Genomic DNA, 22,773 nt, shown 5'->3' on the forward strand with positions numbered 1-22,773 from the left:
GCTGTTCCTGATTACGTCAGTCCGCCCAAGACGAATAACATTGTTTCCTCAATCATCGAACAGCGGGCTGGCCGGGTATTCCAGTGCTTCCTTCATGGCTACCAGTGATAGCACGGCTTCACGCCCATCGATAATGCGGTGATCATAGGAAAGCGCGAGGTAGTTCATGGGCCGAATGACGATCTGACCATTTTCAACTACCGGGCGCTCTTTAGTGGCATGGATACCAAGAATAGCACTTTGTGGCGGATTGATGATCGGCGTGGAGAGCATTGATCCGAAGACACCGCCGTTGGTAATAGAAAAGGTGCCTCCCGTTAGCTCTTCTATGGTCAGTTTTCCATCCTGCGCTCGTTTAGCCAGATCAGCAATCTGTCTTTCAATTTCAGCAAAGGTAAGTTTGTCTGCATCGCGAATAATGGGCACAACCAGGCCGCGCGGGCTGGCTACGGCTATGCCGATGTCGTAATATTCGTGATAGATGATGTCGTTTCCATCCACCGATGCGTTGATGATGGGGAATTTTTTAAGTGCTGCGATAGCTGCCTTAATGAAGAATGAGGTAAACCCGAGTTTGATGCCGTGTTCTTTCTCAAAACTGACCCTGTAACGGGCACGTAAATCCAGAATGGCCTGCATGTTGACTTCATTGAATGTCGTCAGAATAGCTGCGGTGGATTGGGACTGTACCAGCCGTTCTGCAATACGCATGCGTAGACGGGTCATGGGCACACGTTTTTCTTGTCTTGCGGATTGTTCTGTTTGAGAGGCTGATGAGGCTGTGTCAGGCTGAATTTTTCTGACAGGCTGATTCGATGAGGAATCTGGTTGTTGGCTAGTGGCAGAGCTTTCTCGATTCTTGATGTGGTTTAATACATCTTCCTTGGTAATTCGTTCACCACGGCCGGTGCCATGTATGGCTGTTATTTCCTTGGCAGTCAGACCATTCTCGTCTGCGACTCTTTTTGCAGCCGGCATAAGCGGGCGGCCTGGTTGTGGTGATACGTCGTCGGTCTTATCAGCTGCTGGCTGTTTGGGATCGTCAACAGATTCAGCCTGAGCGGTTTGTGCAGGTTGCTGTGGATCTGTTTTCAAGCCTTTTGCTGCAGTGTCGATACGAGCGATGATTTCCCCGCTGGTGACGATAGCCCCATCATTTTTGACGATTTCAACCAGAACACCGGATTGCGGGGCAGGGAGCTCCAGAACCACCTTATCTGTTTCAATATCAATCAGATTTTCACCGCGTTCAATATGTTCTCCCTGTTTTTTAAGCCAATTGATCAGCGTACCTTCTGTCACTGATTCTGAAAATACGGGGACTTTGACTTCGATCAGCATGATGATTTCTCCATAACCTTGTCAGATTGTGTCGCGAAATGCCGCTTCAATTAATTCTCTTTGCCTGAATCTATCCATTGCGAAATACCCGACCGAGGGGGAAGCAGATGAAGGCCGGAGTGCATATCCTAGTTTTTGATCTGGTCGCATGTGGCGCAGCAGGTAGTGCTGAATACGATGCCAGGCACCCTGGTTACCTGGTTCTTCCTGGCACCAGAGGATTTCTTGCGTGCGTGCGTAGTGATTGATTTCCGCCTGAAAATCTTCGTGCGGAAATGGGTAAAGCTGCTCCAGTCGAATGATGGCCATATTGGTGATGGCATGTTCACGTCGATAGGCGATCAGCTCATAGTATATTTTTCCGCTGCAGACGATCAGACGCTTTATTTTCTCTGTTGCAAATGTTCCTGTTTCAGAAATAATAGGCTGAAATTGGTCGTTTGCCAGTTCTTCCAGAGATGAGACTGCTTCCTTGTGACGCAGCATACTTTTTGGGGTAATGACGATCAGCGGTTTGCGTATCGGCCGGATCATCTGTCGCCGGAGTAAATGAAAGATCTGTGCCGGCGTGGAAGGGATACATACCTGGATATTGTATTCAGCACACAGCTGCAGGAATCGTTCCAGGCGCGCGGAGGAATGTTCTGGTCCCTGTCCTTCATAACCATGCGGCAAAAATAAAACCAGGCCGCACAGGCGTCCCCACTTGGCTTCACCTGAAGCGATAAACTGATCGATCACAACCTGAGCGCCGTTGGCAAAATCTCCAAACTGCGCTTCCCAGATGACGAGTTCATCCGGTCGCGCCGTGGCATAACCATATTCAAAACCCAGCACTGCTTCTTCTGAGAGGATTGAATCAATCACAACGAAATCAGATTGTTTAGGAGTGATATAGCGCAGAGGAATATATATGCCATCTTCCCATTGATCCTGTTCACGATTCTGGTCATGCAGGACAGCATGGCGGTGAAAAAATGTACCGCGTCCACTATCCTGTCCGGAAATACGCACCGGATAACCTTCTTTCAGCAAGGCGGCATAGGCCAGGCTTTCGGCCATCCCCCAATCAAGCGGCAAGCTGCCTTCACCCATTTTTCGCCGATCTTCAATGACTTTCTCAACCCTGGGGTGTAATTGGAACGTGGCTGGAATAGTGGTCAGGCGCTCAGACAGATGTTTCAGATCTTCAATAGATACACCGGTTTTTACCGGTTGATTCCATTTCGCGGGGGATAGGAAAGGCGCCCAGTTGGCTGTATTGGGTGATTTGTAGTCGTAGCATATCGTGGTGTTGGGGTTGCGGCCTTCGTCCATGGCATCCTGATAGGATTGCACCATAGCTTCTGCATCGGCTTCCTTGATGACACCCTGTTGGATGAGTCGGTCAGCATAGAGTTTACGAACCCCGGGGTGTTGATGAATAACACGATACATGGAGGGCTGGGTAACCATGGGCTCATCTTGCTCGTTATGACCCAGTTTTCGGAAACAAACCAGATCAATCGCGATGTCCTTGCGGAACTGCATGCGAAAATCAAGCGCTATTTCAGTTGCCAGTATGACTGCATCAGGATCATCTCCGTTGACATGCAGGACCGGCGCATCAATCATCTTGACGACATCTGTGCAATACAGTGTGGAGCGGCTGTCACGCGGGTCTGATGTGGTGAAACCAATCTGGTTATTGATGACGATGTGAACCGTTCCACCTGTACCGTACCCTCGTGTTTGTGACAGGTTCAGTGTTTCCATGACAACACCCTGCCCGGCGAAAGAAGCATCGCCGTGGATCAGCACCGGAACGATCAGATCACCATTTTTATCGCCAATTCGGTGTTGGCGTGCGCGTACAGAGCCTTCCACCACCGGGTTGACGATTTCGAGGTGTGACGGATTGAACGCAAGCGCCAGGCGCATAACACCACCCGGCGTCATGACTGCGGAAGAAAATCCCTGGTGATATTTGACATCGCCGGAAGTCAGCTCCTGCGGCTGTTTGCCTTCAAATTCCTGAAACAGCTCGGAAGGCATTTTCCCCAGCGTATTGACCAGTACACTCAAGCGTCCGCGATGAGCCATTCCCATGACAATTTCCTGTACACCTGCTGTTCCCGCATGTTGCAGCAGTTTATCCAGCATTGGGATGAGACTTTCATTACCTTCCCCGGAAAAGCGTTTCTGGCCAACGTAACGAGTGTGCAGATATTGCTCCAGGCCTTCAGCAGCGGTCAGCCGCTCAAGAATATGGCGTTTGTACTCTGGGGTGAAATTGGGCTGGGAGCAGACGGATTCGAGTCGGTTTTGTAGCCAGCGTTTCTGTTTCACATCCGTGATGTACATGTATTCTGCACCAATGCTGCCGCAATAGGTTTGTTGCAATCTATGCAAAATTTCCTGCAAGGTGGCATGTTCCGGGCCGACAAGAGAGCCGGTATGAAATACCTTGTCCATGTCTACGTCAGTCAACCCGTGAAATTCCGGGTCAAGTTCGGGAACATCCTGTTTTTGCTGCAAATTGAGCGGGTCAAGATTAGCTCTGCGCACGCCCAGGAAGCGGTAGGTGTTGATCAGCTGCAGAACAGCAATTTGTTTACGTTCCTGTACTTCAAAGTCAATAGCTTGCTGTTCCGCCTGTTTTGAGGGAGTGTCGGAAAGGGAAGATTCATGCCGTGCAGCAGATCGAATCAGTGACTCGATAACCGGAGTATGGGAAATGTCCCGGATGGAAATACTTTCTGTTGGCTGCAGTGAGTCGAAATACAGGCGCCATTGATCCGGTACGCTGGTTTGATCTTCCAGATACTGGTCATAGAGCATTTCGATGAATGCCGCATTGGTACCGAACAGTTTTGAATCTTCTAAAAGTTGTTTTATCACGATAGCCACCTGAAGCCTGTGAAATTACCGCAACATATTTTCTGGGGGCAGAGAAAAAGACAAATGGCGAGGTACGGGTAATCTGCTGCTTGTCTTTTATTCTTGCCAGCTGTAGCCGCCAGGTTTGTAAATTTCCTGTTGATCAGATATAGCCATGATTGTCATGGTACATCTCTGCGCGGGACTCCAACATATAATTGGCGGGGTCTACCTATTTTCTGTTCCGGATCAGAGATCATCTCGTTCCACTGCGCAACCCAGCCAACGGTACGTGCGGTAGCAAAAATGGCAGTAAACATGGATGTTGGAATACCCAGCGCCCGTTGTACGATTCCCGAGTAGAAGTCAACGTTGGGGTACAGCTTTCTGGTAATAAAAAAGTCATCTTCCAGGGCGATTCTTTCCAGCTCCAGAGCAAGCTTAAACAGCCGGTCATTATGTAGCCCCAGTTCATCCAGTACTTCGTGGCAGGTGTCGCGCATCAGTGTGGCGCGTGGATCAAAGTTTTTGTAGACCCGATGGCCAAAGCCCATCAGCCGGAAAGGATCATTCTTGTCCTTGGCGCGGGTAATGTATTCATTGATGCGTGAAACGTCTCCGATTTCTTCCAGCATATTGAGGCAGGCTTCATTCGCGCCGCCATGCGCCGGACCCCATAAGCAGGTAATCCCGGCAGAGATGCAGGCAAATGGATTGGCACCGCTTGAGCCCGCCAGACGGACTGTTGATGTGGAAGCATTTTGCTCGTGATCCGCATGCAGAATCAGAATGCGATCCAGTGCCCTGACAATGACCGGGTTGGGAACATATTTCTCGGCTGGCGTGGCAAACATCATGTGCAGGAAGTTTTCCGTAAAGCCCAGATCATTACGAGGATAGATGAAAGGCTGGCCGATATTATATTTATAGGCAATTGCCGTAATGGTTGGTAGTTTGGCAATCAGACGAAATATGGATTGTTCACGATGTGGCGCATCAGAAACGTCCATGGCGTCATGATAAAAAGCAGACAATGCACCCACCACGCCGACCATGACCGCCATGGGATGTGCATCGCGGCGAAATCCGCTGAGAAACTTGATCATTTGCTCATGCAGCATCGTATGGTTTTTGATGTTATTGACGAATTGCTTTTTTTGGTCTGCTGTAGGCAATTCTCCATTCAGCAGCAGATAGCTGACTTCCATGAAGTCACAGCGGGTGGCCAGTTGTTCGATCGGGTAGCCGCGATACAGCAGGATACCTTGATCACCATCGATGAATGTAATGGCTGATTTGCAGCTGGCGGTGGATACAAACCCGGGATCGTAGGTGAACATATTGCTTTGAGCGTATAACGAGCGAATATCAATAACATCAGGACCCTCATTACCGGACAGAATGGGCAGTTCAATCGTTTTCTTGTTTTCACCCGGTGACAAAGTGGCAACATCTTGTGGGGGCATAATTTTCTCCATTTATCCTGCAATTCAAATTTTCCTGATAGATGACCAGGGTTTTGGTTAATTTTCCTGTAAAAGTCTCAATATGGGCCGAAATGCTTCATCAGGTACTCCCGTATTACGGGCAATCATATTCCACAGATCATGATCTGGGTACGTTAGTAGCGCTTCAAACAGTTCATGTTGCTGCTCATCCAGCTGTTCATAATGAGCATCCATGAAGCGCAACAGAACGATATCCAGTTCCAGCATGCCGCGACGACAACGCCAGCGCATGCGGGCCTGGTGGTTCATACCGTTTTATTCAGCATCATGATTTTTATACTTTCTATCGCGGCGGTCGGGTTTAATCCCTTGGGGCAGGCATCGACACAATTCATGATGGAATGGCAACGGAATAAACGGTAGGGGTCCTCCAGATCATCCAGCCGTTCAGAAGTGGCCTGATCCCGGCTGTCGGCCAGAAAACGATAGGCTTGTAGCAATCCGGCCGGCCCGACAAATTTGTCGGGATTCCACCAGAATGAAGGGCAGGCAGAGGTGCAACAGGCACACAGAATGCATTCATAGAGACCATCCAGGCGAGCGCGTTCTCCCTGGGATTGTAAACGCTCGGTTTCTGGCGGCGGGTCATTATTGATCAGATAGGGCTTGATTGAATGATATTGCTTGAAAAACTGGCTCATATCAACAATCAGATCGCGAATAATCGGCAATCCCGGTAGAGGCCGGATTTCCACAGGTTCACGCAGGTCAGCAAGCGGTGTGATGCAGGCAAGATTATTTCGACCATTGATATTCATGGCATCGGAACCGCACACACCTTCCCGACAGGAGCGGCGCAGACTGAGACTGTCATCAATGGCCTTGATACGTATCAGCGCATCCAGCAGCATTTTATCTGTCGGTGCGAGCTCAACGTCATAATCCTGCATGTACGGTTTTTCATCCTTGTCCGGATCATAGCGACTAATCGAGAACAGCATAATGCACTCCTTTTTCCGTTTATTTTAATTTGATCAGAAAAATACCTTGTTCCGAAAGAATACAGATGATTTTATGATAACGTTAAGAAGATGATTACAATGTACCAGGATCGGGGTCAGTTTTTTCGTTATCCGTGCATCTGATTTGATGGCCCAACCTGATGGGCAATGAACCGTTTAACTTGTTCGGCATCTGCTGTCATACGTTCAAAACGCTGGGGCAGTTTCTCCAGGTTATCGTATCCATCCGGTTGTTCCGGTACGAATCCGACTGCTTCCTGGATACTGTCCGCAAACTTGACTGGCAGTGCTGTTTCCAGGCAGATGAGTGGAACATCAGGTTCGCGCAATTCCATACCCACTTTCAGGCCATCTGCTGTGTGTGTGTCAATCAGGATATTGAATTTATGGTGTATCTTTCGAATAGTGGTGATGCGTTCAGCATGGTTGCTGGTTCCAGAAATAATGCCAAAATCCCTGATTTTTTTCCATAGATCAGTATCGGAAAGATCGAATGATCCTCCTTGATCAACCAATTTCCAGAGTTCTTTGATGCGTGCCGCATCCCGACCGGTCAGATCGAAGATAAACCGCTCAAAATTTGATGCTTTGGAGATATCCATTGAAGGGCTGCTGGTTTGCTTCGTTTCAGTTGTTGTGCGGGGACGATATAAACCGGTACGAAAAAACTCATTCAGCACATCATTTTCATTAGTTGCCAGAATCAGTTGCTTGATGGGTAGGCCCATCATACGGGCGACATGGCCGGCAAAAATGTTGCCGAAGTTGCCGGAAGGGACTGAAAAAGATACTGCTTCCCCGTTAGAGCGGGTAACTGCAAAATAGGCCTTGAAGTAATAGATAATTTGCGCGGCGATACGCGCCCAGTTGATCGAATTGACCGCACCGATCCGGTATTTTTGCTTGAATACCTGGTCGTTACTGACAGTTTTGACAATATCCTGGCAATCATCAAATACACCTTCGATAGCAATATTGAAAATGTTGTTATCCTGTAACGAGAACATTTGTGCGGTCTGAAAAGCACTCATTTTTCCGTAAGGTGACAACATGAATACGCGAATGCCCCGTTTGCCGCGCATGGCATATTCTGCACTGGAGCCGGTATCACCAGAAGTTGCGCCCAGGATATTCAATTCATCATTATTTTTTGCAAGCACATACTCGAACAGGTTGCCCAGGAACTGCATGGCGATGTCCTTGAACGCCAGGGTAGGGCCATTAGACAGGTGCAGCAGGTGCAGATTGGATTCCAGTGTCTGGACAGGAGTGACCTCCTCACTGCCAAAAATTTCGTCCGTATAGGTGCGTGTAATTAAGGTGCGCAAATCGTCGGCGGGGATGTCATCCATAAAACGCGACAGAATTTCAAATGCAAGCGACGGGTAGTCAAGCGAGCGCCAGGATTCAAGCTCTGCCGGGCTGATTTTAGGATAAGATTCAGGCATGGCCAGCCCGCCATCCGGAGCCAGTCCGCCTAACAGAATTTCAGTAAATGTTTTGGGCAGCATGCCGCCTCGGGTCGAGAGATAACGCATATTAGTCTGTGATAAACGAGGAAAGAAACAACCAGGTGCTTCGCGTTGGAAGCTGATCAATTCCGAAAGAAATCAAGGATTGAATTGAATATGAATACAGCAAAATTTGAAAAGCTGTGCAATTTTAACTGCCAAGCTCCTCAAGTCGAATCCGAATGATTTTATCAGCCATAGCTGGAAGGTTCTGTATTTTTTCAATAGCTGTATTGATGTTCTTTTCCCTGGTTTTGTGCAAAAGCATAATGATGTTGACCTTGTCTTCCCCATCTGCATGCTCTTTCTGGATCATTGCACTGATGGAGATTTCACTGTCTGCCAGGATGCGGGTGATATCGGCCAGCACACCAGGTTTATCCGTGACCTGCAGCCGCAGGTAATAGGCGGTTTCCACTGCCTCCATCGGTATGATGGGTGTGTCAGACAGCAGCTCCGGCAGGAATGCCAGCACGGGCACCCGGTGTTCCGGGCTGGAGGTGAGCAGACGTGTGACATCTACCAGATCAGCGATCACTGCGCTGGCAGTAGGTTCCGCACCGGCCCCGGCACCATAATACAGCGTCGGCCCGACTGCATCCCCTTTTACGATGATCGCATTCATTACACCTTCTACATTGGCAATCAGTCGTTTGACTGGAATCAGCGCCGGGTGGACACGCAACTCAATGCCATTGGTCGTGCGTTTGGTAATACCCAGCAGTTTGATGCGATAGCCTAATTCTTCAGCATAACGAATATCGTCATTGGCCAGTTTGGTGATTCCTTCGATGTAAGTTTGATCGAACCGAACCGGAATGCCAAAGGCAAGTGCCGCCATGATGGTGATTTTGTGAGCAGCATCGATGCCTTCTATATCATAGGTTGGGTCAGCCTCGGCATAACCCAGCTGCTGTGCGCTGGCGAGAACGGTGCTGAAGTCCAGCCCTTTGACACGCATCTCCGACAGGATGAAGTTACTGGTTCCGTTAATAATGCCGGCAATCCATTCAATGCGGTTGGCTGCCAGACCTTCTCGCAGAGCCTTGATGATGGGAATGCCTCCCGCCACGGCCGCCTCAAATGCGACGATAACATTGCGTTGTTGTGCGGCAGCAAAGATTTCATTGCCATGATTTGCCAGCAGTGCCTTATTGGCAGTAATGACATGTTTGCCGTGAGTAATGGCTTCAAGTATCGCTTGTTTGGCGATAGCTTGCCCTCCGATCAGTTCGACGATGATGTCAATGTCGGGATGTCTGGCAATTTCAAGTGCATCGGATGTGACGACGACATCGTCACCCGCGACCAGAGCACGTGCCTTTTCCTGATCCAGATCGGCGATCATGCGAATGATGATATTGCGACCAGTTCTGCGTGTGATTTCCTGCTGGTTGCGTTTCAGAACGGTATAAGTACCGCTACCAACGGTGCCAACGCCGAGCAGTCCTACATGAATTGGCTTCATAACGGAATTTTTTGTGTATCAATAAGGATAAACCGAAGATTATATACGGAATAAAGTGGAGTACGTTAGTTACCCGCTTGGTTACCGTGCTTTCCAGGAGGTAGGATTAGCAGCTGTGACGAGCGCGATAGCGGCCTAAAAACTGTGCGATACGGCCGATGGCTTCGGTTAGATCGTCACTGTTAGGCAGAAATACAATCCGGAAATGATCGGGCTGAGACCAGTTGAACCCGGTTCCCTGAACGATGAGTACCTTTTCTTCCAGTAGCAGATCCAGTGCAAATTGTTCATCATCTGTAATCGGATAATAGGCGGGGTCCAACCGCGGGAACAGGTACAGTGCGCTTTGGGGTTTAACGCAGGTCACGCCCGGAATGTCGGTGAGCAGTTTCCAGGCCAGGTCACGCTGGCGCTTTAGCCGCCCGGTGGGCATGGTGAGATCGTGAATACTTTGATAGCCACCCAGTGCAGTCTGGATGCCGAATTGTGCTGGAACATTGGCGCACAAACGCATGGATGCCAGCATATTGAGCCCGGCAATGTAATCCCGCGCTCGTGTTTTGTCGCCGGAGACAACTGCCCAGCCGGAACGAAAGCCAGCGGCGCGATAATTTTTGGATAAGCCGTTGAATGTTACAAATGGAACATCATTGGCCAACGAGGCAATTGAAGTATGGCGGGCAGAGTCATAAAGGATTTTGTCGTAGATTTCGTCAGCAAAAATGATCAGGTTGTTTTGTCGGGCAATTTCTATGATATCGCGCAACAAATCATCCGGATACAGTGCGCCAGTAGGGTTGTTGGGGTTGATGATGACGATTGCCCGGGTTCTGCTGTTGACCTTGGCTTTTATGTTTTCCGGATCCGGCAGCCAGTCAGATTGTTCGTCGCATATATAATGTCGCGCGATTCCGCCCGCCAGAGAGACTGCAGCCGTCCATAAGGGATAATCCGGCGAGGGAACCAGCACTTCATCATCATTTTCCAGCAGCGCCTGGGTAGCCAGCATGATCAGTTCTGATACGCCATTCCCGACGTAGATGTCATCCATCCGCACGTTGGCGATATTTTTTTCCTGCGTGTAATGCATGATCGCTTTACGAGCGGCGAACAGCCCTTTGGAATCGCAATAACCGGATGCGGCAGAAAGGTTTTGGATGACATCCTGCAAGATTTCGTCCGGCGCTTCAAACCCGAAGGAAGCAGGGTTGCCGATATTGAGCTTGATGATACGATGCCCATCTTCCTCCATCTGTCTGGCACGATCAAGAACCGGTCCCCGTATGTCATAGCAGACATGGTTGAGTTTGCTGGATTTTTTGATGGGTTGCATGGACGGATAGAGAAAATTCTATTTAAAATACGGAAAAAGCATACCATGTTACGCTGATTTTTATTAAAGGACATTTCTAAAAACTCAGCTGTGCGGGATGTGGTGCAAGGCGTATGGGCGCAGCAACGAGATCTGTCAAACAAGTAACAAGTAGATAGGTGAGGCAGGGAGTACCTGCACAACGTTGCTATTTGTCTGGAAAATCAATTGTTAGAAGTGTCCTGAATGAAAATGGTTGGGCTGATTATCCAGCCGGATCAAAGCTGAATTTTTCGTTACGAAAGGATTTATATGAAATTACATCTTTCGGATAACTCCGGTTTGAACATTTTTTCCGGTTACGGAGATGGTTATGTTGCGGTCAATCAGGTGCGGTATACAGATAGCATGATCGTGCTGCCGGAACAAATTGTTGAACACTGGCCAGTAAGCAGTATTAACCAGTTGGAAATGGAGCATTTTGATCCATTGCTGGCAGTGCAGCCGGAAATTATTTTGCTCGGAACAGGAATATCATTACAGTTTCCAAATGCATCGCTGATAAAAAAAATACTGGCTCGCGGAATTGGATTCGAGACAATGGATACGCACGCAGTATGCAGAACCTACAATATTCTGTCGTCTGAAGGAAGGCATGTTGCTGCCGCAATATTTGTCCGACCCCCAGACAGATAGCAATCCATGGTTCGTTCAGGTTATTTATTTTGATAAAAGAAGACGATAGTGCACAGATGTTATCGTATCCGTTCTGTTTTTCAATGAGAGTAAGTTATGGCTGGTCATCCTGACTATATTTTGTGGCTGGATCAGGTAGGTATGAACGATGTGGCGAGCGTAGGGGGCAAGAATGCCTCGCTGGGGGAGATGATCGGCAATCTTTCCCGCGCCGGGGTGAAAGTGCCTGGCGGATTTGCTACGACAACATACGCTTATCGTGAATTTCTCAGGATCAATGATTTGAATGATCGCATCAATCAATTATTGACCCCACTGGATGTTGACGATGTGGAGGCGTTGGCCGTTGCGGGTAAACAGATTCGCTCTTGGTTGCTTGCCGCCACGCTGCCGGATGATCTGGTAGAAGTAGTGACTCGGGCATACCAGAAGCTCATTGCTGATTCGGGTGAGAAAGTATCCTTTGCAGTACGTTCATCGGCAACAGCTGAGGATCTAGCGGATGCCTCCTTTGCCGGCCAGCAGGAGACGCTGCTGAACGTGCAGGGGCTTGATAACCTGTTCAGTGCACTCAGAAGAGTGTTTGCTTCACTTTATACGGACCGGGCGATTTCCTATCGGACCCATCACGGGTTTCATCATGATCAGGTATTTTTATCTGCGGGCGTACAACGGATGGCGCGCAGCGATAAAGGTGCCAGTGGCGTGATATTTACACTTGATACTGAATCTGGCTTTCGGGATGTGGTGTTTATTACTTCTGCTTATGGTTTGGGGGAAACCGTCGTACAGGGAACAGTCAATCCGGATGAGTTTATTGTTTATAAACAAAATCTTAAGGTGGGATTACCCGCAATTCTTTCCCGCCGGCTGGGAGCCAAGGCAACCGAGATGATCTATAGCGATGAGCAGGCAGGGCAGACGACCGTGGTACAGCCGGTATCGCCGGAACGAAGTCAGCGTTTCAGTTTGTCCGATGAGCAAATTGAATTATTGGCCCGACAGGCGGTGATCATCGAACAGCACTACAACCGGCCGATGGATATCGAATGGGCACTGGATGGAATAGATGGACAGATTTATATTGTCCAGGCCCGCCCGGAAACGGTGAAAAGCCGTGCCGAGCAATCAGTAGAACAATTTCACCTGAGCGGACGAGGCCCGGTGCTGGTGCAGGGGCGCGCGATCGGCCAGAAGATCGGACAGGGAACGGCGCGGGTCATTATGAGCGCGGGGCAGATGGCCGAGATTCAGCCGGGCGACGTGCTGGTAACGGACATGACAGATCCGGATTGGGAGCCAATCATGAAACGAGCCGCAGCGATTGTGACCAATCGTGGCGGGCGTACCTGTCACGCTGCTATTGTTGCGCGCGAGCTGGGCATTCCTGCGGTGGTCGGGTGTGAGCTGGCTACGACAAAAATCAGCGATGGCCAGGCGGTGACCATATCCTGTGCGGAAGGAGATACAGGTTTTGTTTATGAAGGTCTGCTTCCTTTTCAGCATACTTGTTCAGAGATCAGTAAGCTGCCTGAATTACCAGTCAAGATCATGTTGAATATCGGAAATCCTGCGCAGGCTTTTGCATTTTCACAACTGCCCAATCATGGAGTGGGGCTGGCACGTCTGGAATTTATCGTCGCCAACAATATTGGTATCCATCCCCGGGCCGTGCTGGAATTTGATGCGCTTCCGGATGATCTGAAAGCATCTGTCAGTAAGCGAACGACAGGTTACCCCGACCCGGTGTCTTTCTATATTGAGAAACTGGTGGAAGGTATTGCCACGTTGGCGGCAGCTTTTCACCCACATCCGGTGATTGTGCGTCTATCTGATTTTAAATCTAATGAATACGCGAATCTGATTGCGGGAGATCGCTTTGAACCACATGAGGAAAATCCGATGATTGGATTTCGTGGTACTTCACGTTATCTTGCTGATTCTTTTCGTGCCTGCTTTGAGCTAGAGTGTCGGGCTTTGCGCAAGGTACGTGATGAAATGGGTTTTACCAATGTTGAAGTGATGGTTCCTTTTTGTCGAACCCTGGAAGAGGCGCAGCAGATTACAGAATTACTGGCAGCTAATGGATTAAAACGCGGAAGCAATGGGCTACGTTTGATCATGATGTGCGAAATTCCTTCCAATGCTGTGTTGGCTGAAGAATTCCTCGAATACTTCGATGGGTTTTCCATCGGGTCTAATGATATGACCCAGCTGGTACTTGGGCTGGATCGTGATTCGGAGCTGGTTGCTCATTTATTCGATGAGCGTAATCCAGCTGTGAAGCGGCTGCTGAAAATGGCAATTGATGCTTGCCATAAACAGGGGAAATATATTGGTATTTGCGGCCAGGCACCCTCTGATTATCCGGATTTTGCACGCTGGCTGGTTGAACAGGGTATCAGCAGCCTTTCTCTTAATCAGGACACGGTAGTGAGCACCTGGCTGCATCTGGCGGACCGGGAGCAGTAGGGCGATGTTACAACGCAGCGTTTTTTTTCTGTCTGATCGTACGGGCATTACAGCGGAAACACTGGGTCATAGTCTGTTGACCCAGTTCGATGGAATAGAGTGGAAGAAGCACTATGCTTCTTTCCTGGACAGTGCAGCTAAGGTTCAGGAGATCATTGATCGTATCAATACAATTGCGAAGCAGGAAGGTCAGCCATCATTGGTGTTTAGCACATTGCTGGATCCGGTTATCCTCGCTTCTGTCCGTCAGGCTGATTGTTATCTTATTGATTTTTTTGAATCTTGTCTTGGTGTGCTGGAAACGGCGCTGCAACAGTCACCTGTGCGCATACCCGGACGCTCCCATATTCTTGGCCAGGATGCTTCCTATTTTCGACGTATTGCTGCGATTCAGTATGCGCTGAACAGTGATGATGGTAGTAACTCTAAAATTCTTGCCGATGCTGACGTGATTTTGGTAGGAGTATCACGCTCTGGTAAAACCCCAGTGTGTGTGTATCTGGCTTTGCAGTATGGAGTGCTTGCTGCTAATTATCCATTTACGCCAGAAGATATGGGAGTCGTGCGTCTTCCTTCGTTGTTACAACCACTGCGTGAGAAATTGTTTGGATTGACGTTGAGCACGTCACGGCTTCAGGCTGTTCGTGTGGAACGGTATCCGGGCAGTCATTATGCTTCATTCGTTGAATGCCAACGTGAACTTCAGTGGCAAAATGAACTGTACCAGCAGTTTAATATCCCGTTTATCGATACTACCGGAGTATCAATAGAAGAGATCAGTGCATCAATTATCAACCGGATGCGGCTGGAAAGACGTTTGTATGGAACCTGAATCAGTACCTATGCTGGATATGATAGGTAACAGTATGATTTTTATATCCTGATGGATTTCCAGTATCTGGATTTCCAGTATGTATTATCCAGGCTGGATATAGTGACTCCTTGACTGGATGAGGCATGAAGAAATTTCTTGCTATCCAGATAGATCCCTACATGCCAGGAACGCCCGCCTGTTTTGAAGAACACCAGATCTCCCGGCATAAGCTCATTCCGACTGATTTTTTCACCAAATTCTGCCTGGGAAAGCGCTGTTCTGGGCAATGTGAAGCCGAATTCTTCCTTGAAGATGATTCTGACAAGCGCAGAGCAATCTACCCCAGTGTGATCTGTACCTCCCAATCGATAGCGTGTGCCACGCCATTCCTGATATTGGCTGTACAGACGTTTCCGCACGAAAGACGGATCATTTTCCAGAATTCCCTGAGGAATCGCAAATCCGGATTTATGGGAATATCGTGAAATCTCATCACGCGTTGAATCTTTGGGAACCGAGCTGCATCCAGCTATCATACCTGCGCCGAGCAACAGAATGACAATGTGTTTTAAGGACATGTTTCAATTCATGTTGTTGGAATAAGAGGCAAGTATAACAAGAAAATAATCTGGTTGTGAAATAAGAAAGGTTCTTTTTAGCGAATGTCCTGGTAATTTGTCATATATGCAAATGTAATTCACACAATTGCTGATTATCCACTGTGCTCCGGCTTGTCCGTGATTTTCACCCAGGTATTGCGTAGTGATACGGTTCGATTGAATATCGGCTTTCCCGGTTTTGTATCTGCCAGATCAGCTACAAAGTAGCCATGGCGTTCAAACTGAAAACGCTGTTCTGCTTGAATTTCAAGTAAAGAAGGTTCAACGTACCCGACAATAATTTTCCTGGAATCCGGATTTAACGAGGTTTTGAAATCTTTACCTTCCGTGTCGGGATGTGCGTCGCTGAACAAACGGTCATATAATCTGATTTCAACAGCCTTGGCATAAGTAGCTGACAGCCAGTGAATATTGCCACGGACTTTTCGGGTTTCAGCCCCGGCAGTACCGCTTTTGGTAGCGGGATCGTAAGTGCAGTGAATCTCCAGGATCTTTCCCTGATCATCTTTGACAAGATGTGTGCATCTTACGATATATGCATAACGTAACCGCACTTCTGCCCCAGGTGCCAGGCGGAAGAAGCCTTTGTCTGGCACCTCCATAAAGTCTTCACGGTCAATATAAAGCCGTTTTGTCAGCGGTAGTTCGCGTGTGCCAAGTTCGAGTTTTTTTGGATGATTGGGTGCATAGCAGGTTTCCATCTGATCATCTGGAAAGTTATCTATGACCAGCAGCACCGGATTAAGGACAGCGATGCGGCGCGGTGCGTTTTCATTAAGGTCTTCGCGTAAGCAATCTTCCAGCACTGTCATATCAATCCAGGAATCTGCCTTACTGATACCGATTCGTTCCGCAAACAAGCGGATTGATTCCGGCGTATAGCCCCGACGGCGCAGACCTGCCAATGTATTCATGCGTGGATCGTCCCAGCCATCTACCAGTTTGTTCTCTACCAGTTCGATCAGTTTACGCTTGCTCATGACACTGTAAGTCAGATTCAGTCGCGCAAACTCGATCTGCTGCGGGTGGCAGGGAACTTTTTCACTTAATTGATCCAGTATCCAGTCATACAGTGGCCGATGATCTTCAAACTCCAGTGTGCAAAGGGAATGCGTGATCCGCTCCAAAGCATCGGAAATACAATGGGTGTAATCGTACATCGGGTAGATACACCATTTATCACCCGTGCGCTGGTGGCGGATATGGCGGATGCGATAGATAACCGGATCACGCATATTGATGTTGGGGGATGCCATATCAATTTTGGCGCGTAGTACGTGCGCGCCATCCGGAAACTCTCTTGCGCGCATGCGCCGGAACAAATCCAGACTTTCGGATGGCGGACGATCACGATAAGGGCTGTTTGTACCTGCTTCAGTCAAGGTTCCACGTAATCGGCGGATTTCATCTGCCGATAGGCTGTCCACATAGGCCTTGTCTTGCGTGATCAGATATTCTGCAAATTCATATAGCTGATCAAAATAATCGGAAGCGTAGTAAAGATGTTCCTGCCAGTCAAAGCCCAGCCAGTGGACTGATTCAATAATGGCATCGACGTATTCCTGAGCTTCTTTTTCCGGGTTTGTATCGTCGAATCGCAGATGACAGGCGCCGTTATATTCAAGCGCAAGCCCGAAATTCAAGCAAATGCTTTTTGCATGGCCGATATGCAGATAGCCATTTGGCTCGGGCGGGAAGCGTGTCTCTACGCGCCCGTTCCACTTACCGGTGCGGTTGTCTTCTTCAATGATATTACGAATGAAATGAGTAGGGGCTGAAGGTGTGTTCACAGATATTTTTCAGTTGAATTCAATAAGATGTTGATTATTTTCATGGAATAAATGACAGTACATAGATCGTAATATGTGCCCAGGCAGCGTGCGATGCCGTGTAACTGTAAGTTTCCTGCCAGATGGTTTTTCGTGAGCCCGTTAGAATGGAGCAGGTAAAGTAACTATATAATACACGTTGATTACGCATGCGGCAGCGGCTCCAGGATGTCCGTGCCGCTTGGTACGATACAGAGAGATTTTATACCAATAAAAATTACATAAAATTTGGAATAGATATGACCCAGGAAGATACATCCGGTATTTCCCAGGATGAAAACAGCCTTATTGCAGAGCGTTATTCTAAATTGACTGCATTGCGCCAGATCGGCAATGCTTTTCCGAATGATTATCGTCGGGATAGCCTGGCTCGTGACCTGCATGAAAAGTATGATAATGACTCAAGAGAAGAACTGGAAAGTGGGCAGGTTAAAGTAAAAGTTGCAGGACGCATGTTGTTTAAGCGTGTAATGGGAAAGGCAAGCTTTGCAACGATCCAGGATATGAGCGGGCGGATACAGCTCTATATCTCCAATGATCATACCGGAGAATCCGCTCACGAAGCATTCAGGCATTATGATCTGGGGGATATTCTCGGCGCGGAAGGTATTTTGTTCAAAACCAGGACGGATGAATTGTCATTACGGGTTACCCGACTTCGTCTTCTGACTAAATCCTTGCGCCCGCTACCGGAGAAATTTCATGGCCTTATCGATCAGGAACAGAAATACCGGCGACGTTACCTTGATCTGATTACAAATGAAGAAACACGCAAGGTATTCCTGGTTCGCTCAAAAATTATTCAGGCAGTACGTGAATTTCTTGTTAACCGGGGCTATCTTGAAGTTGAAACGCCGATGATGCACTCTATTCCAGGAGGGGCTACTGCTCGACCTTTTATTACGCATCATAATGCATTGGATATGTCACTGTATCTGCGTATCGCACCGGAACTTTACCTGAAGCGGTTGGTAGTGGGTGGTATGGAAAAAGTTTTTGAGATTAACCGTAATTTCAGGAATGAAGGTATATCCACTCGCCATAATCCGGAATTCACCATGCTGGAGTTTTATGAGGCTTATCAAGATCATCATTACCTGATGGATCTGACGGAATCCATGCTGCGTGAAGTTGCGCTGAAGGTGTTAGGAACTACTCGCATTGTCTATCAGCAGCGCGAAATGGATCTTGCCCGGCCTTTTGCCCGGTTGACTGTCATGCAGGCCATCCTAAAATACCACCCTGAAAATTCCGAAGCACAACTTAACAACAGGGATGATTTGATCAAAATTTTGCAGGCAAAGGGAATCGGATTCAATCCGGACAGTGGAATCGGCGGACTGCAATTGGCCTTGTTTGATGAAACAACCGAACATTTGCTGTTTGAACCCGTATTTATCGTTGATTATCCGGCCGAGGTATCGCCTTTGGCACGCCGCAATGATCAAAATCCGGAGATTACGGATCGTTTTGAGCTTTATATTGCCGGGCGGGAAATTGCGAACGGCTTTTCCGAGCTAAATGATCCTGAAGATCAGGCCAGTCGTTTCCTTGAACAGGCCAGGGCTAAAGAGGCAGGTGATATGGAAGCGATGCACTATGACGCTGACTATATCCAGGCACTGGAATACGGATTGCCGCCAACGGCAGGTGAGGGAATCGGTATCGATCGGCTAGTAATGTTGCTGACAGATTCTCCAAGCATCCGCGATGTTATTCTGTTTCCGCAGTTACGCAAGGAAGACTAGACGACAGGTACTGATCCCGTGGTGCGGCTCGGGATTCTTCCTCAAGCACGGGGTGTGATTGCCGATATTACTTTGTTTGTGCCGAGTCATGGAGTTCAACTATGTTTACTGGTTCTCTTGACAAACTGATATTCACCGTGCTGTTCTTGATGATTGGTGCGGGATTAATGAGAGTTGCGCTGGCTTCCGGCGCGCGACAAGATAAGATTGTGAATAGCCAGGAAATAACAGAAGAGTATTCAAAACCCCGTCAACAGGTAAAATCTAGTGTAACAGCAACTACTTCCTCTCCCAATAAGATTGATGGGAGTGCAGGCGGGCAGAAACGGTCAACCTATCGTCGTATATACAGCACCGATGCTTCCAGAACCTTGATTAATCCCGCCCGGCTTCCGGCTGATTATTGCGGAGTAGTGGAACACATCGTCCCCGTCATGCTTAACCCTGCCAATGATGGCAATACGGATACATTTATTTCAGGGATAGTCGCAGTTCCATTGGGCAGACACTGGGGAAGTTTTTTTACTGAAGTCGATGTCCTGGGTAATAGCAGCTACGTTCCGCCCGAGAGGAACATTGCCGAGCCGATTTATTACAGAATCAGCTTGCTGGCAAATGATGGCAATCGCTATGTGATAACCCAGCAAGTGCCCCCCGGGTTTCAACCGGGAGAGACAATCAGATTCAATGACGATGGTTTGCTGGAGAAAGCTGGTTGTGTGATGCGCGAACCCGATCCGCATCAGCCGGGCCGGTAAATTTTTCTTACGAATTCGGTCTCCTCGCACAATTCGAAGCATTCTTTCTTTCCTTGCCCCTTTACTCAAATAAGCCCTTTTTTATCAGGGAAGAATTCTGTTCTTTCCGTTCCTGTGTTTCTATTTAGTCACTACAAATTACTCCTGAAAATCACAATAACAGATTGATTTTTATGAGATACGCTATTATTTATGCTGATCGAATCGACCGGGAATGATAAGACCTGCGTTATTTTTCTGGTCGAAACGGTGATTGTCGATGCTCACGCCGAGTAAAATTTCTCATCAACCTAATTTGTTTGCAACCGATCTTTTATGGCAACTTGATCCTACGGATCCACTGTTGCAACTGGCAGTGTTGTCCCCTGGCACGAATTTGATGAAGTATTCTCGGTTCATTACAAGAAAGGAACAGGCGCATCTGGCAATTCAGCAGCGGGTATTTTGATCTGGGAATTACCGCAACCCTGCTTGTTTGAGCATTATCAGCGAGATTTCCTGTTGTATGGACAAGTGCTGCAGCAACAATCCAAAGACAGCAACAAGCTCTATTCACTGCATGAGCCGCAAGTGTACTGCGTGGCTAAAGGGAAAGATCACAAACAGTACGAATACGGTAGCAAAGCCTCCATTGCCAGCCATGAGCAAAATATGCACGACAACCATACGCTCCCGGCTATCTTGCATCATGTAGAAGCCTCGCGCGGCAAAGCCTGCCAGGCAGGCAGCAGTGTGTGATCGCGGTTATCGTAGCAAGCGTGAAGTCAACGGAATCCATCGTACTACCGGGCAAGACCCTCAAACAGGATAACCGTTACCAGCGAGACAGAAGGCGCAAGCAATGTAAAAGACGTGCAACCATTGAACCCATCATTGGTCATTTAAAAGCAGATTACCGAATGACAAAAAATGACCTGAAAGGCGCTATTGGTGATCACATCAACCTCTTGATGGCCGCTTGTGCCTGGAATCTGAAACAATAGCTGCCTGGCCATCTTTTTGCTGTATTTTCCGTGTAGGAAATACAGAAATCACCCCAATCTTCTGATAAAAACCTTAGTTCATGCGAATTAATCTGAATGAGCAATAGAAAATCAGATGTAATTCCAAAAACTGCAATCAGTAGCAAGTGTTTTTCAGTGGCGACTATTTAGATAAACCCTATAAAGAGTCAAGGAGAGGCGAAATTGAGTATGTGGAAGAACATTGCAAAACAGTGGGACATCATTGCAAAACAGTGGAACATCATGACCTTCTATCAACGCTTCGAAAGCGTGATTGCCCTTTTTCTCACACTGCTGATTACGTTAATTGTTATTGTAGCCACCTTCCGTTTATTTACCGGAGTTATCAGTGGCCTCGTGTTTGGTGCCATGGACCCGCTCGACCATAAAATGTTCCAAAACGTCTTCGGCGAGATCATGACGGTATTGATCGCGCTAGAGTTCAACCATACCCTCCAATACACGGTCACTCGGCAACAAAGCGTCATTCAAACGAAGGTCGTCTTGCTCATTGCCCTGCTTGCGATAGCTCGTAAAGTTATTATCTTGGATCTTAAGGAAATAACTGCCGAAAGCATGTATGGCTTAGCCGCTATAACTCTGGCAATAGGTATTGTCTACTGGTTATTGCGTGAGCGTGACGATCGTCTTCCTCAAACGCAGGCACTACAACGTCCCGAGAATACATCGACAGATGCCGAGAGGCATACAGCCTAACATGTCGTTTAAACGGGACGCCGCAAAAGCGCGGCGTAAGTGTCAGCAATGCGTGGAACAAGAGCAAGTCGGCGCACGATCAAAACACCGGCGCTGACTCAGGCACTTCCCTTGCACTACTTTAATCATCTGGGACTGAACACGTATGCAGAAGATCGTCTCTGCGTAACCACCTGATGAAGCGGCACAAGATTCGGAGTCGTAGAGAAGCGTTGCAGCGCTTTCCGCGACAAAAGCTGAAATCCCGCCAGATAAAAATGGCGGAAACGGTAATGCAAAACCAAATGCACCTGTCCTCTACTCTACACGGTTTTGGGCTCCCGTGGATGTAGCAGGCGAGCCGTGGTGAAAGCGAGAAACCGTGGTCTGTCCCCTATTTGCTAGAAGGCTTCGTCATTAGTAATACGCAGGAATTTGAGACGCTTTGTTTTTCAGCTTGAATATAGCGACCTACTGCGGGTTTACTGATGCCCAGTTGCCTGACCCGTTTTAATCCAACTGGCAATTTGTACAGCTCGCCGCGCTTGATGGCGCGCGGCCTCCAGCACTTCGCCTGAAACTGTTACGTCGCGGCTGGCGGTGGCGCTGGCACCATAGGGATTGCCGCCGGATTTATAGATACATTCGTTGGTGTAGCCAGGAGCGACGACGATCGCACCCCAGTGATGCATAATATTGTACAAGGTAAGCGTTGTAGACTCTTGTCCACCATGCAAATTTTGCGCGCTTGTCATTACGGTCGCCACCTTGTTGGCGAGCTTTCCAGCGGACCATAAGCCACCTGTGGAATCAAGAAACATTTTCATTTGTGCTGCCACGTTTCCATAGCGTGTTGGTGTGCTGAAAATAAAAACATCTGCCCAATCCAGATCATCCAGGCTTGCTTCTGGAATACCTTGAGCAGCTTTCATATAATTTTTCCAGCCTTCGTTTGATTCCAATTTTTCTGTCGGAATTAGTTCCATAACACGCGCCAGGCGTACTTCCGCGCCCGCTTCTTTCGCAGCATCGGCAGCAGCTTTAGCCAGTTGCAGGTTGTGGCCAGTAAGGCTGTAATAAATGACAGCAACTTTGATGGATTTCATTATAGTGAAACTCCTTATTAAATAGAATGCAATAATTTTTGACACCAAGACGAACATCCAGGATGCGAT

Annotated in this window: 17 protein-coding genes and 1 pseudogene; 7 read left to right on the top strand and 11 right to left on the bottom strand. The window is 48.2% G+C overall.

From position 1 onward, the window contains the following. Nucleotides 1–48 precede the first annotated feature (48 nt). The 8 genes from odhB to ACZ5EJ_RS03850 form a co-directional block, all read right to left on the bottom strand. Nucleotides 49–1,341: a 2-oxoglutarate dehydrogenase complex dihydrolipoyllysine-residue succinyltransferase gene (gene odhB / locus ACZ5EJ_RS03815; protein ID WP_011633947.1), complete on the bottom strand. Its 1,293-nt coding sequence runs from the start codon at nucleotides 1,339–1,341 to the stop codon at nucleotides 49–51. Between the two features lie 21 nt (nucleotides 1,342–1,362). Then, on the bottom strand, nucleotides 1,363–4,221 hold the full coding sequence (locus tag ACZ5EJ_RS03820; RefSeq protein ID WP_011633948.1) for a 2-oxoglutarate dehydrogenase E1 component: 2,859 nt from the start codon (nucleotides 4,219–4,221) through the stop codon (nucleotides 1,363–1,365). Nucleotides 4,222–4,382: 161 nt separating this feature from the next. After that, nucleotides 4,383–5,666, bottom strand: coding sequence for a citrate synthase (gene gltA, locus ACZ5EJ_RS03825; RefSeq protein ID WP_011633949.1), 1,284 nt, complete (start codon nucleotides 5,664–5,666; stop codon nucleotides 4,383–4,385). 57 nt (nucleotides 5,667–5,723) lie between these two features. Beyond that, the gene (locus tag ACZ5EJ_RS03830) at nucleotides 5,724–5,957 is read right to left on the bottom strand and encodes an FAD assembly factor SdhE (protein WP_011633950.1); all 234 of its coding nucleotides are present in this window, start codon (nucleotides 5,955–5,957) and stop codon (nucleotides 5,724–5,726) included. Continuing rightward, nucleotides 5,954–6,649: a succinate dehydrogenase iron-sulfur subunit gene (locus ACZ5EJ_RS03835; RefSeq protein ID WP_011633951.1), complete on the bottom strand. Its 696-nt coding sequence runs from the start codon at nucleotides 6,647–6,649 to the stop codon at nucleotides 5,954–5,956. The genes ACZ5EJ_RS03830 and ACZ5EJ_RS03835 overlap by 4 nt, the downstream gene beginning before the upstream one ends. Before the next feature lie 128 nt (nucleotides 6,650–6,777). Continuing rightward, a complete protein-coding gene (gene thrC, locus ACZ5EJ_RS03840; RefSeq protein ID WP_011633952.1) occupies nucleotides 6,778–8,208 on the bottom strand; it encodes a threonine synthase in 1,431 nt (476 codons plus the stop codon). A 124-nt stretch (nucleotides 8,209–8,332) separates the two neighbouring features. Continuing rightward, the gene (locus tag ACZ5EJ_RS03845) at nucleotides 8,333–9,649 is read right to left on the bottom strand and encodes a homoserine dehydrogenase (RefSeq protein ID WP_011633953.1); all 1,317 of its coding nucleotides are present in this window, start codon (nucleotides 9,647–9,649) and stop codon (nucleotides 8,333–8,335) included. A gap of 106 nt (nucleotides 9,650–9,755) precedes the next feature. Then, nucleotides 9,756–10,982 (bottom strand): pyridoxal phosphate-dependent aminotransferase, encoded by a 1,227-nt coding sequence (locus ACZ5EJ_RS03850; RefSeq protein WP_011633954.1) that lies wholly within the window; start codon nucleotides 10,980–10,982, stop codon nucleotides 9,756–9,758. Nucleotides 10,983–11,273: 291 nt separating this feature from the next. Between ACZ5EJ_RS03850 and ACZ5EJ_RS03855 the strand changes: the two genes are divergently transcribed. The 3 genes from ACZ5EJ_RS03855 (at nucleotide 11,274) to ACZ5EJ_RS03865 (ending at nucleotide 14,961) form a co-directional block, all read left to right on the top strand. After that, nucleotides 11,274–11,657: an Mth938-like domain-containing protein gene (locus ACZ5EJ_RS03855; RefSeq protein WP_011633955.1), complete on the top strand. Its 384-nt coding sequence runs from the start codon at nucleotides 11,274–11,276 to the stop codon at nucleotides 11,655–11,657. 96 nt (nucleotides 11,658–11,753) lie between these two features. Beyond that, a complete protein-coding gene (gene ppsA, locus ACZ5EJ_RS03860; RefSeq protein WP_074455522.1) occupies nucleotides 11,754–14,129 on the top strand; it encodes a phosphoenolpyruvate synthase in 2,376 nt (791 codons plus the stop codon). A gap of 4 nt (nucleotides 14,130–14,133) precedes the next feature. Next, a complete protein-coding gene (locus tag ACZ5EJ_RS03865; RefSeq protein WP_011633957.1) occupies nucleotides 14,134–14,961 on the top strand; it encodes a pyruvate, water dikinase regulatory protein in 828 nt (275 codons plus the stop codon). Nucleotides 14,962–15,002: 41 nt separating this feature from the next. On the opposite strand, the gene ACZ5EJ_RS03870 is transcribed toward ACZ5EJ_RS03865, so the two are convergent. Both ACZ5EJ_RS03870 and ACZ5EJ_RS03875 read right to left on the bottom strand, forming a co-directional pair. After that, on the bottom strand, nucleotides 15,003–15,521 hold the full coding sequence (locus tag ACZ5EJ_RS03870) for an NlpC/P60 family protein (RefSeq protein ID WP_011633958.1): 519 nt from the start codon (nucleotides 15,519–15,521) through the stop codon (nucleotides 15,003–15,005). 134 nt (nucleotides 15,522–15,655) lie between these two features. Further along, a complete protein-coding gene (locus ACZ5EJ_RS03875; protein WP_011633959.1) occupies nucleotides 15,656–17,353 on the bottom strand; it encodes a glutamine--tRNA ligase/YqeY domain fusion protein in 1,698 nt (565 codons plus the stop codon). Nucleotides 17,354–17,631: 278 nt separating this feature from the next. Here ACZ5EJ_RS03875 and lysS point away from each other — a divergent pair, with 278 nt between their 5' ends. The 4 genes and pseudogenes from lysS (at nucleotide 17,632) to ACZ5EJ_RS03895 (ending at nucleotide 21,619) form a co-directional block, all read left to right on the top strand. After that, nucleotides 17,632–19,140, top strand: a complete 1,509-nt coding sequence (lysS, locus tag ACZ5EJ_RS03880; RefSeq protein WP_041353714.1) for a lysine--tRNA ligase — start codon at nucleotides 17,632–17,634, stop codon at nucleotides 19,138–19,140. A gap of 101 nt (nucleotides 19,141–19,241) precedes the next feature. After that, on the top strand, nucleotides 19,242–19,898 hold the full coding sequence (locus tag ACZ5EJ_RS03885) for a hypothetical protein (protein WP_011633961.1): 657 nt from the start codon (nucleotides 19,242–19,244) through the stop codon (nucleotides 19,896–19,898). 435 nt (nucleotides 19,899–20,333) lie between these two features. Beyond that, a pseudogene (locus tag ACZ5EJ_RS03890) lies at nucleotides 20,334–20,972 on the top strand (transposase); the annotation flags it as partial. A gap of 119 nt (nucleotides 20,973–21,091) precedes the next feature. Further along, on the top strand, nucleotides 21,092–21,619 hold the full coding sequence (locus tag ACZ5EJ_RS03895) for a phosphate-starvation-inducible PsiE family protein (protein WP_011633962.1): 528 nt from the start codon (nucleotides 21,092–21,094) through the stop codon (nucleotides 21,617–21,619). Between the two features lie 461 nt (nucleotides 21,620–22,080). Here ACZ5EJ_RS03895 and wrbA read toward each other — a convergent pair whose 3' ends face one another. Further along, nucleotides 22,081–22,704, bottom strand: a complete 624-nt coding sequence (wrbA, locus tag ACZ5EJ_RS03900; protein WP_011633963.1) for an NAD(P)H:quinone oxidoreductase — start codon at nucleotides 22,702–22,704, stop codon at nucleotides 22,081–22,083. Between the last annotated feature and the right edge of the window lie 69 nt (nucleotides 22,705–22,773).

The organism is Nitrosomonas sp. TNE100, from assembly GCF_055387135.1.

Coding starts and splice junctions, on each gene's coding strand:
- odhB (WP_011633947.1), bottom strand. CDS start 1,341: ATGCTGATCGAAGTCAAAGTCCCCGTATTTTCAGAATCAGTGACAGAA.
- gltA (WP_011633949.1), bottom strand. CDS start 5,666: ATGCCCCCACAAGATGTTGCCACTTTGTCACCGGGTGAAAACAAGAAA.
- ACZ5EJ_RS03830 (WP_011633950.1), bottom strand. CDS start 5,957: ATGAACCACCAGGCCCGCATGCGCTGGCGTTGTCGTCGCGGCATGCTG.
- ACZ5EJ_RS03835 (WP_011633951.1), bottom strand. CDS start 6,649: ATGCTGTTCTCGATTAGTCGCTATGATCCGGACAAGGATGAAAAACCG.
- thrC (WP_011633952.1), bottom strand. CDS start 8,208: ATGCGTTATCTCTCGACCCGAGGCGGCATGCTGCCCAAAACATTTACT.
- ACZ5EJ_RS03845 (WP_011633953.1), bottom strand. CDS start 9,649: ATGAAGCCAATTCATGTAGGACTGCTCGGCGTTGGCACCGTTGGTAGC.
- ACZ5EJ_RS03850 (WP_011633954.1), bottom strand. CDS start 10,982: ATGCAACCCATCAAAAAATCCAGCAAACTCAACCATGTCTGCTATGAC.
- ACZ5EJ_RS03855 (WP_011633955.1), top strand. CDS start 11,274: ATGAAATTACATCTTTCGGATAACTCCGGTTTGAACATTTTTTCCGGT.
- ppsA (WP_074455522.1), top strand. CDS start 11,754: ATGGCTGGTCATCCTGACTATATTTTGTGGCTGGATCAGGTAGGTATG.
- ACZ5EJ_RS03865 (WP_011633957.1), top strand. CDS start 14,134: ATGTTACAACGCAGCGTTTTTTTTCTGTCTGATCGTACGGGCATTACA.
- ACZ5EJ_RS03870 (WP_011633958.1), bottom strand. CDS start 15,521: ATGTCCTTAAAACACATTGTCATTCTGTTGCTCGGCGCAGGTATGATA.
- lysS (WP_041353714.1), top strand. CDS start 17,632: ATGACCCAGGAAGATACATCCGGTATTTCCCAGGATGAAAACAGCCTT.
- ACZ5EJ_RS03885 (WP_011633961.1), top strand. CDS start 19,242: ATGTTTACTGGTTCTCTTGACAAACTGATATTCACCGTGCTGTTCTTG.
- ACZ5EJ_RS03895 (WP_011633962.1), top strand. CDS start 21,092: ATGTGGAAGAACATTGCAAAACAGTGGGACATCATTGCAAAACAGTGG.
- wrbA (WP_011633963.1), bottom strand. CDS start 22,704: ATGAAATCCATCAAAGTTGCTGTCATTTATTACAGCCTTACTGGCCAC.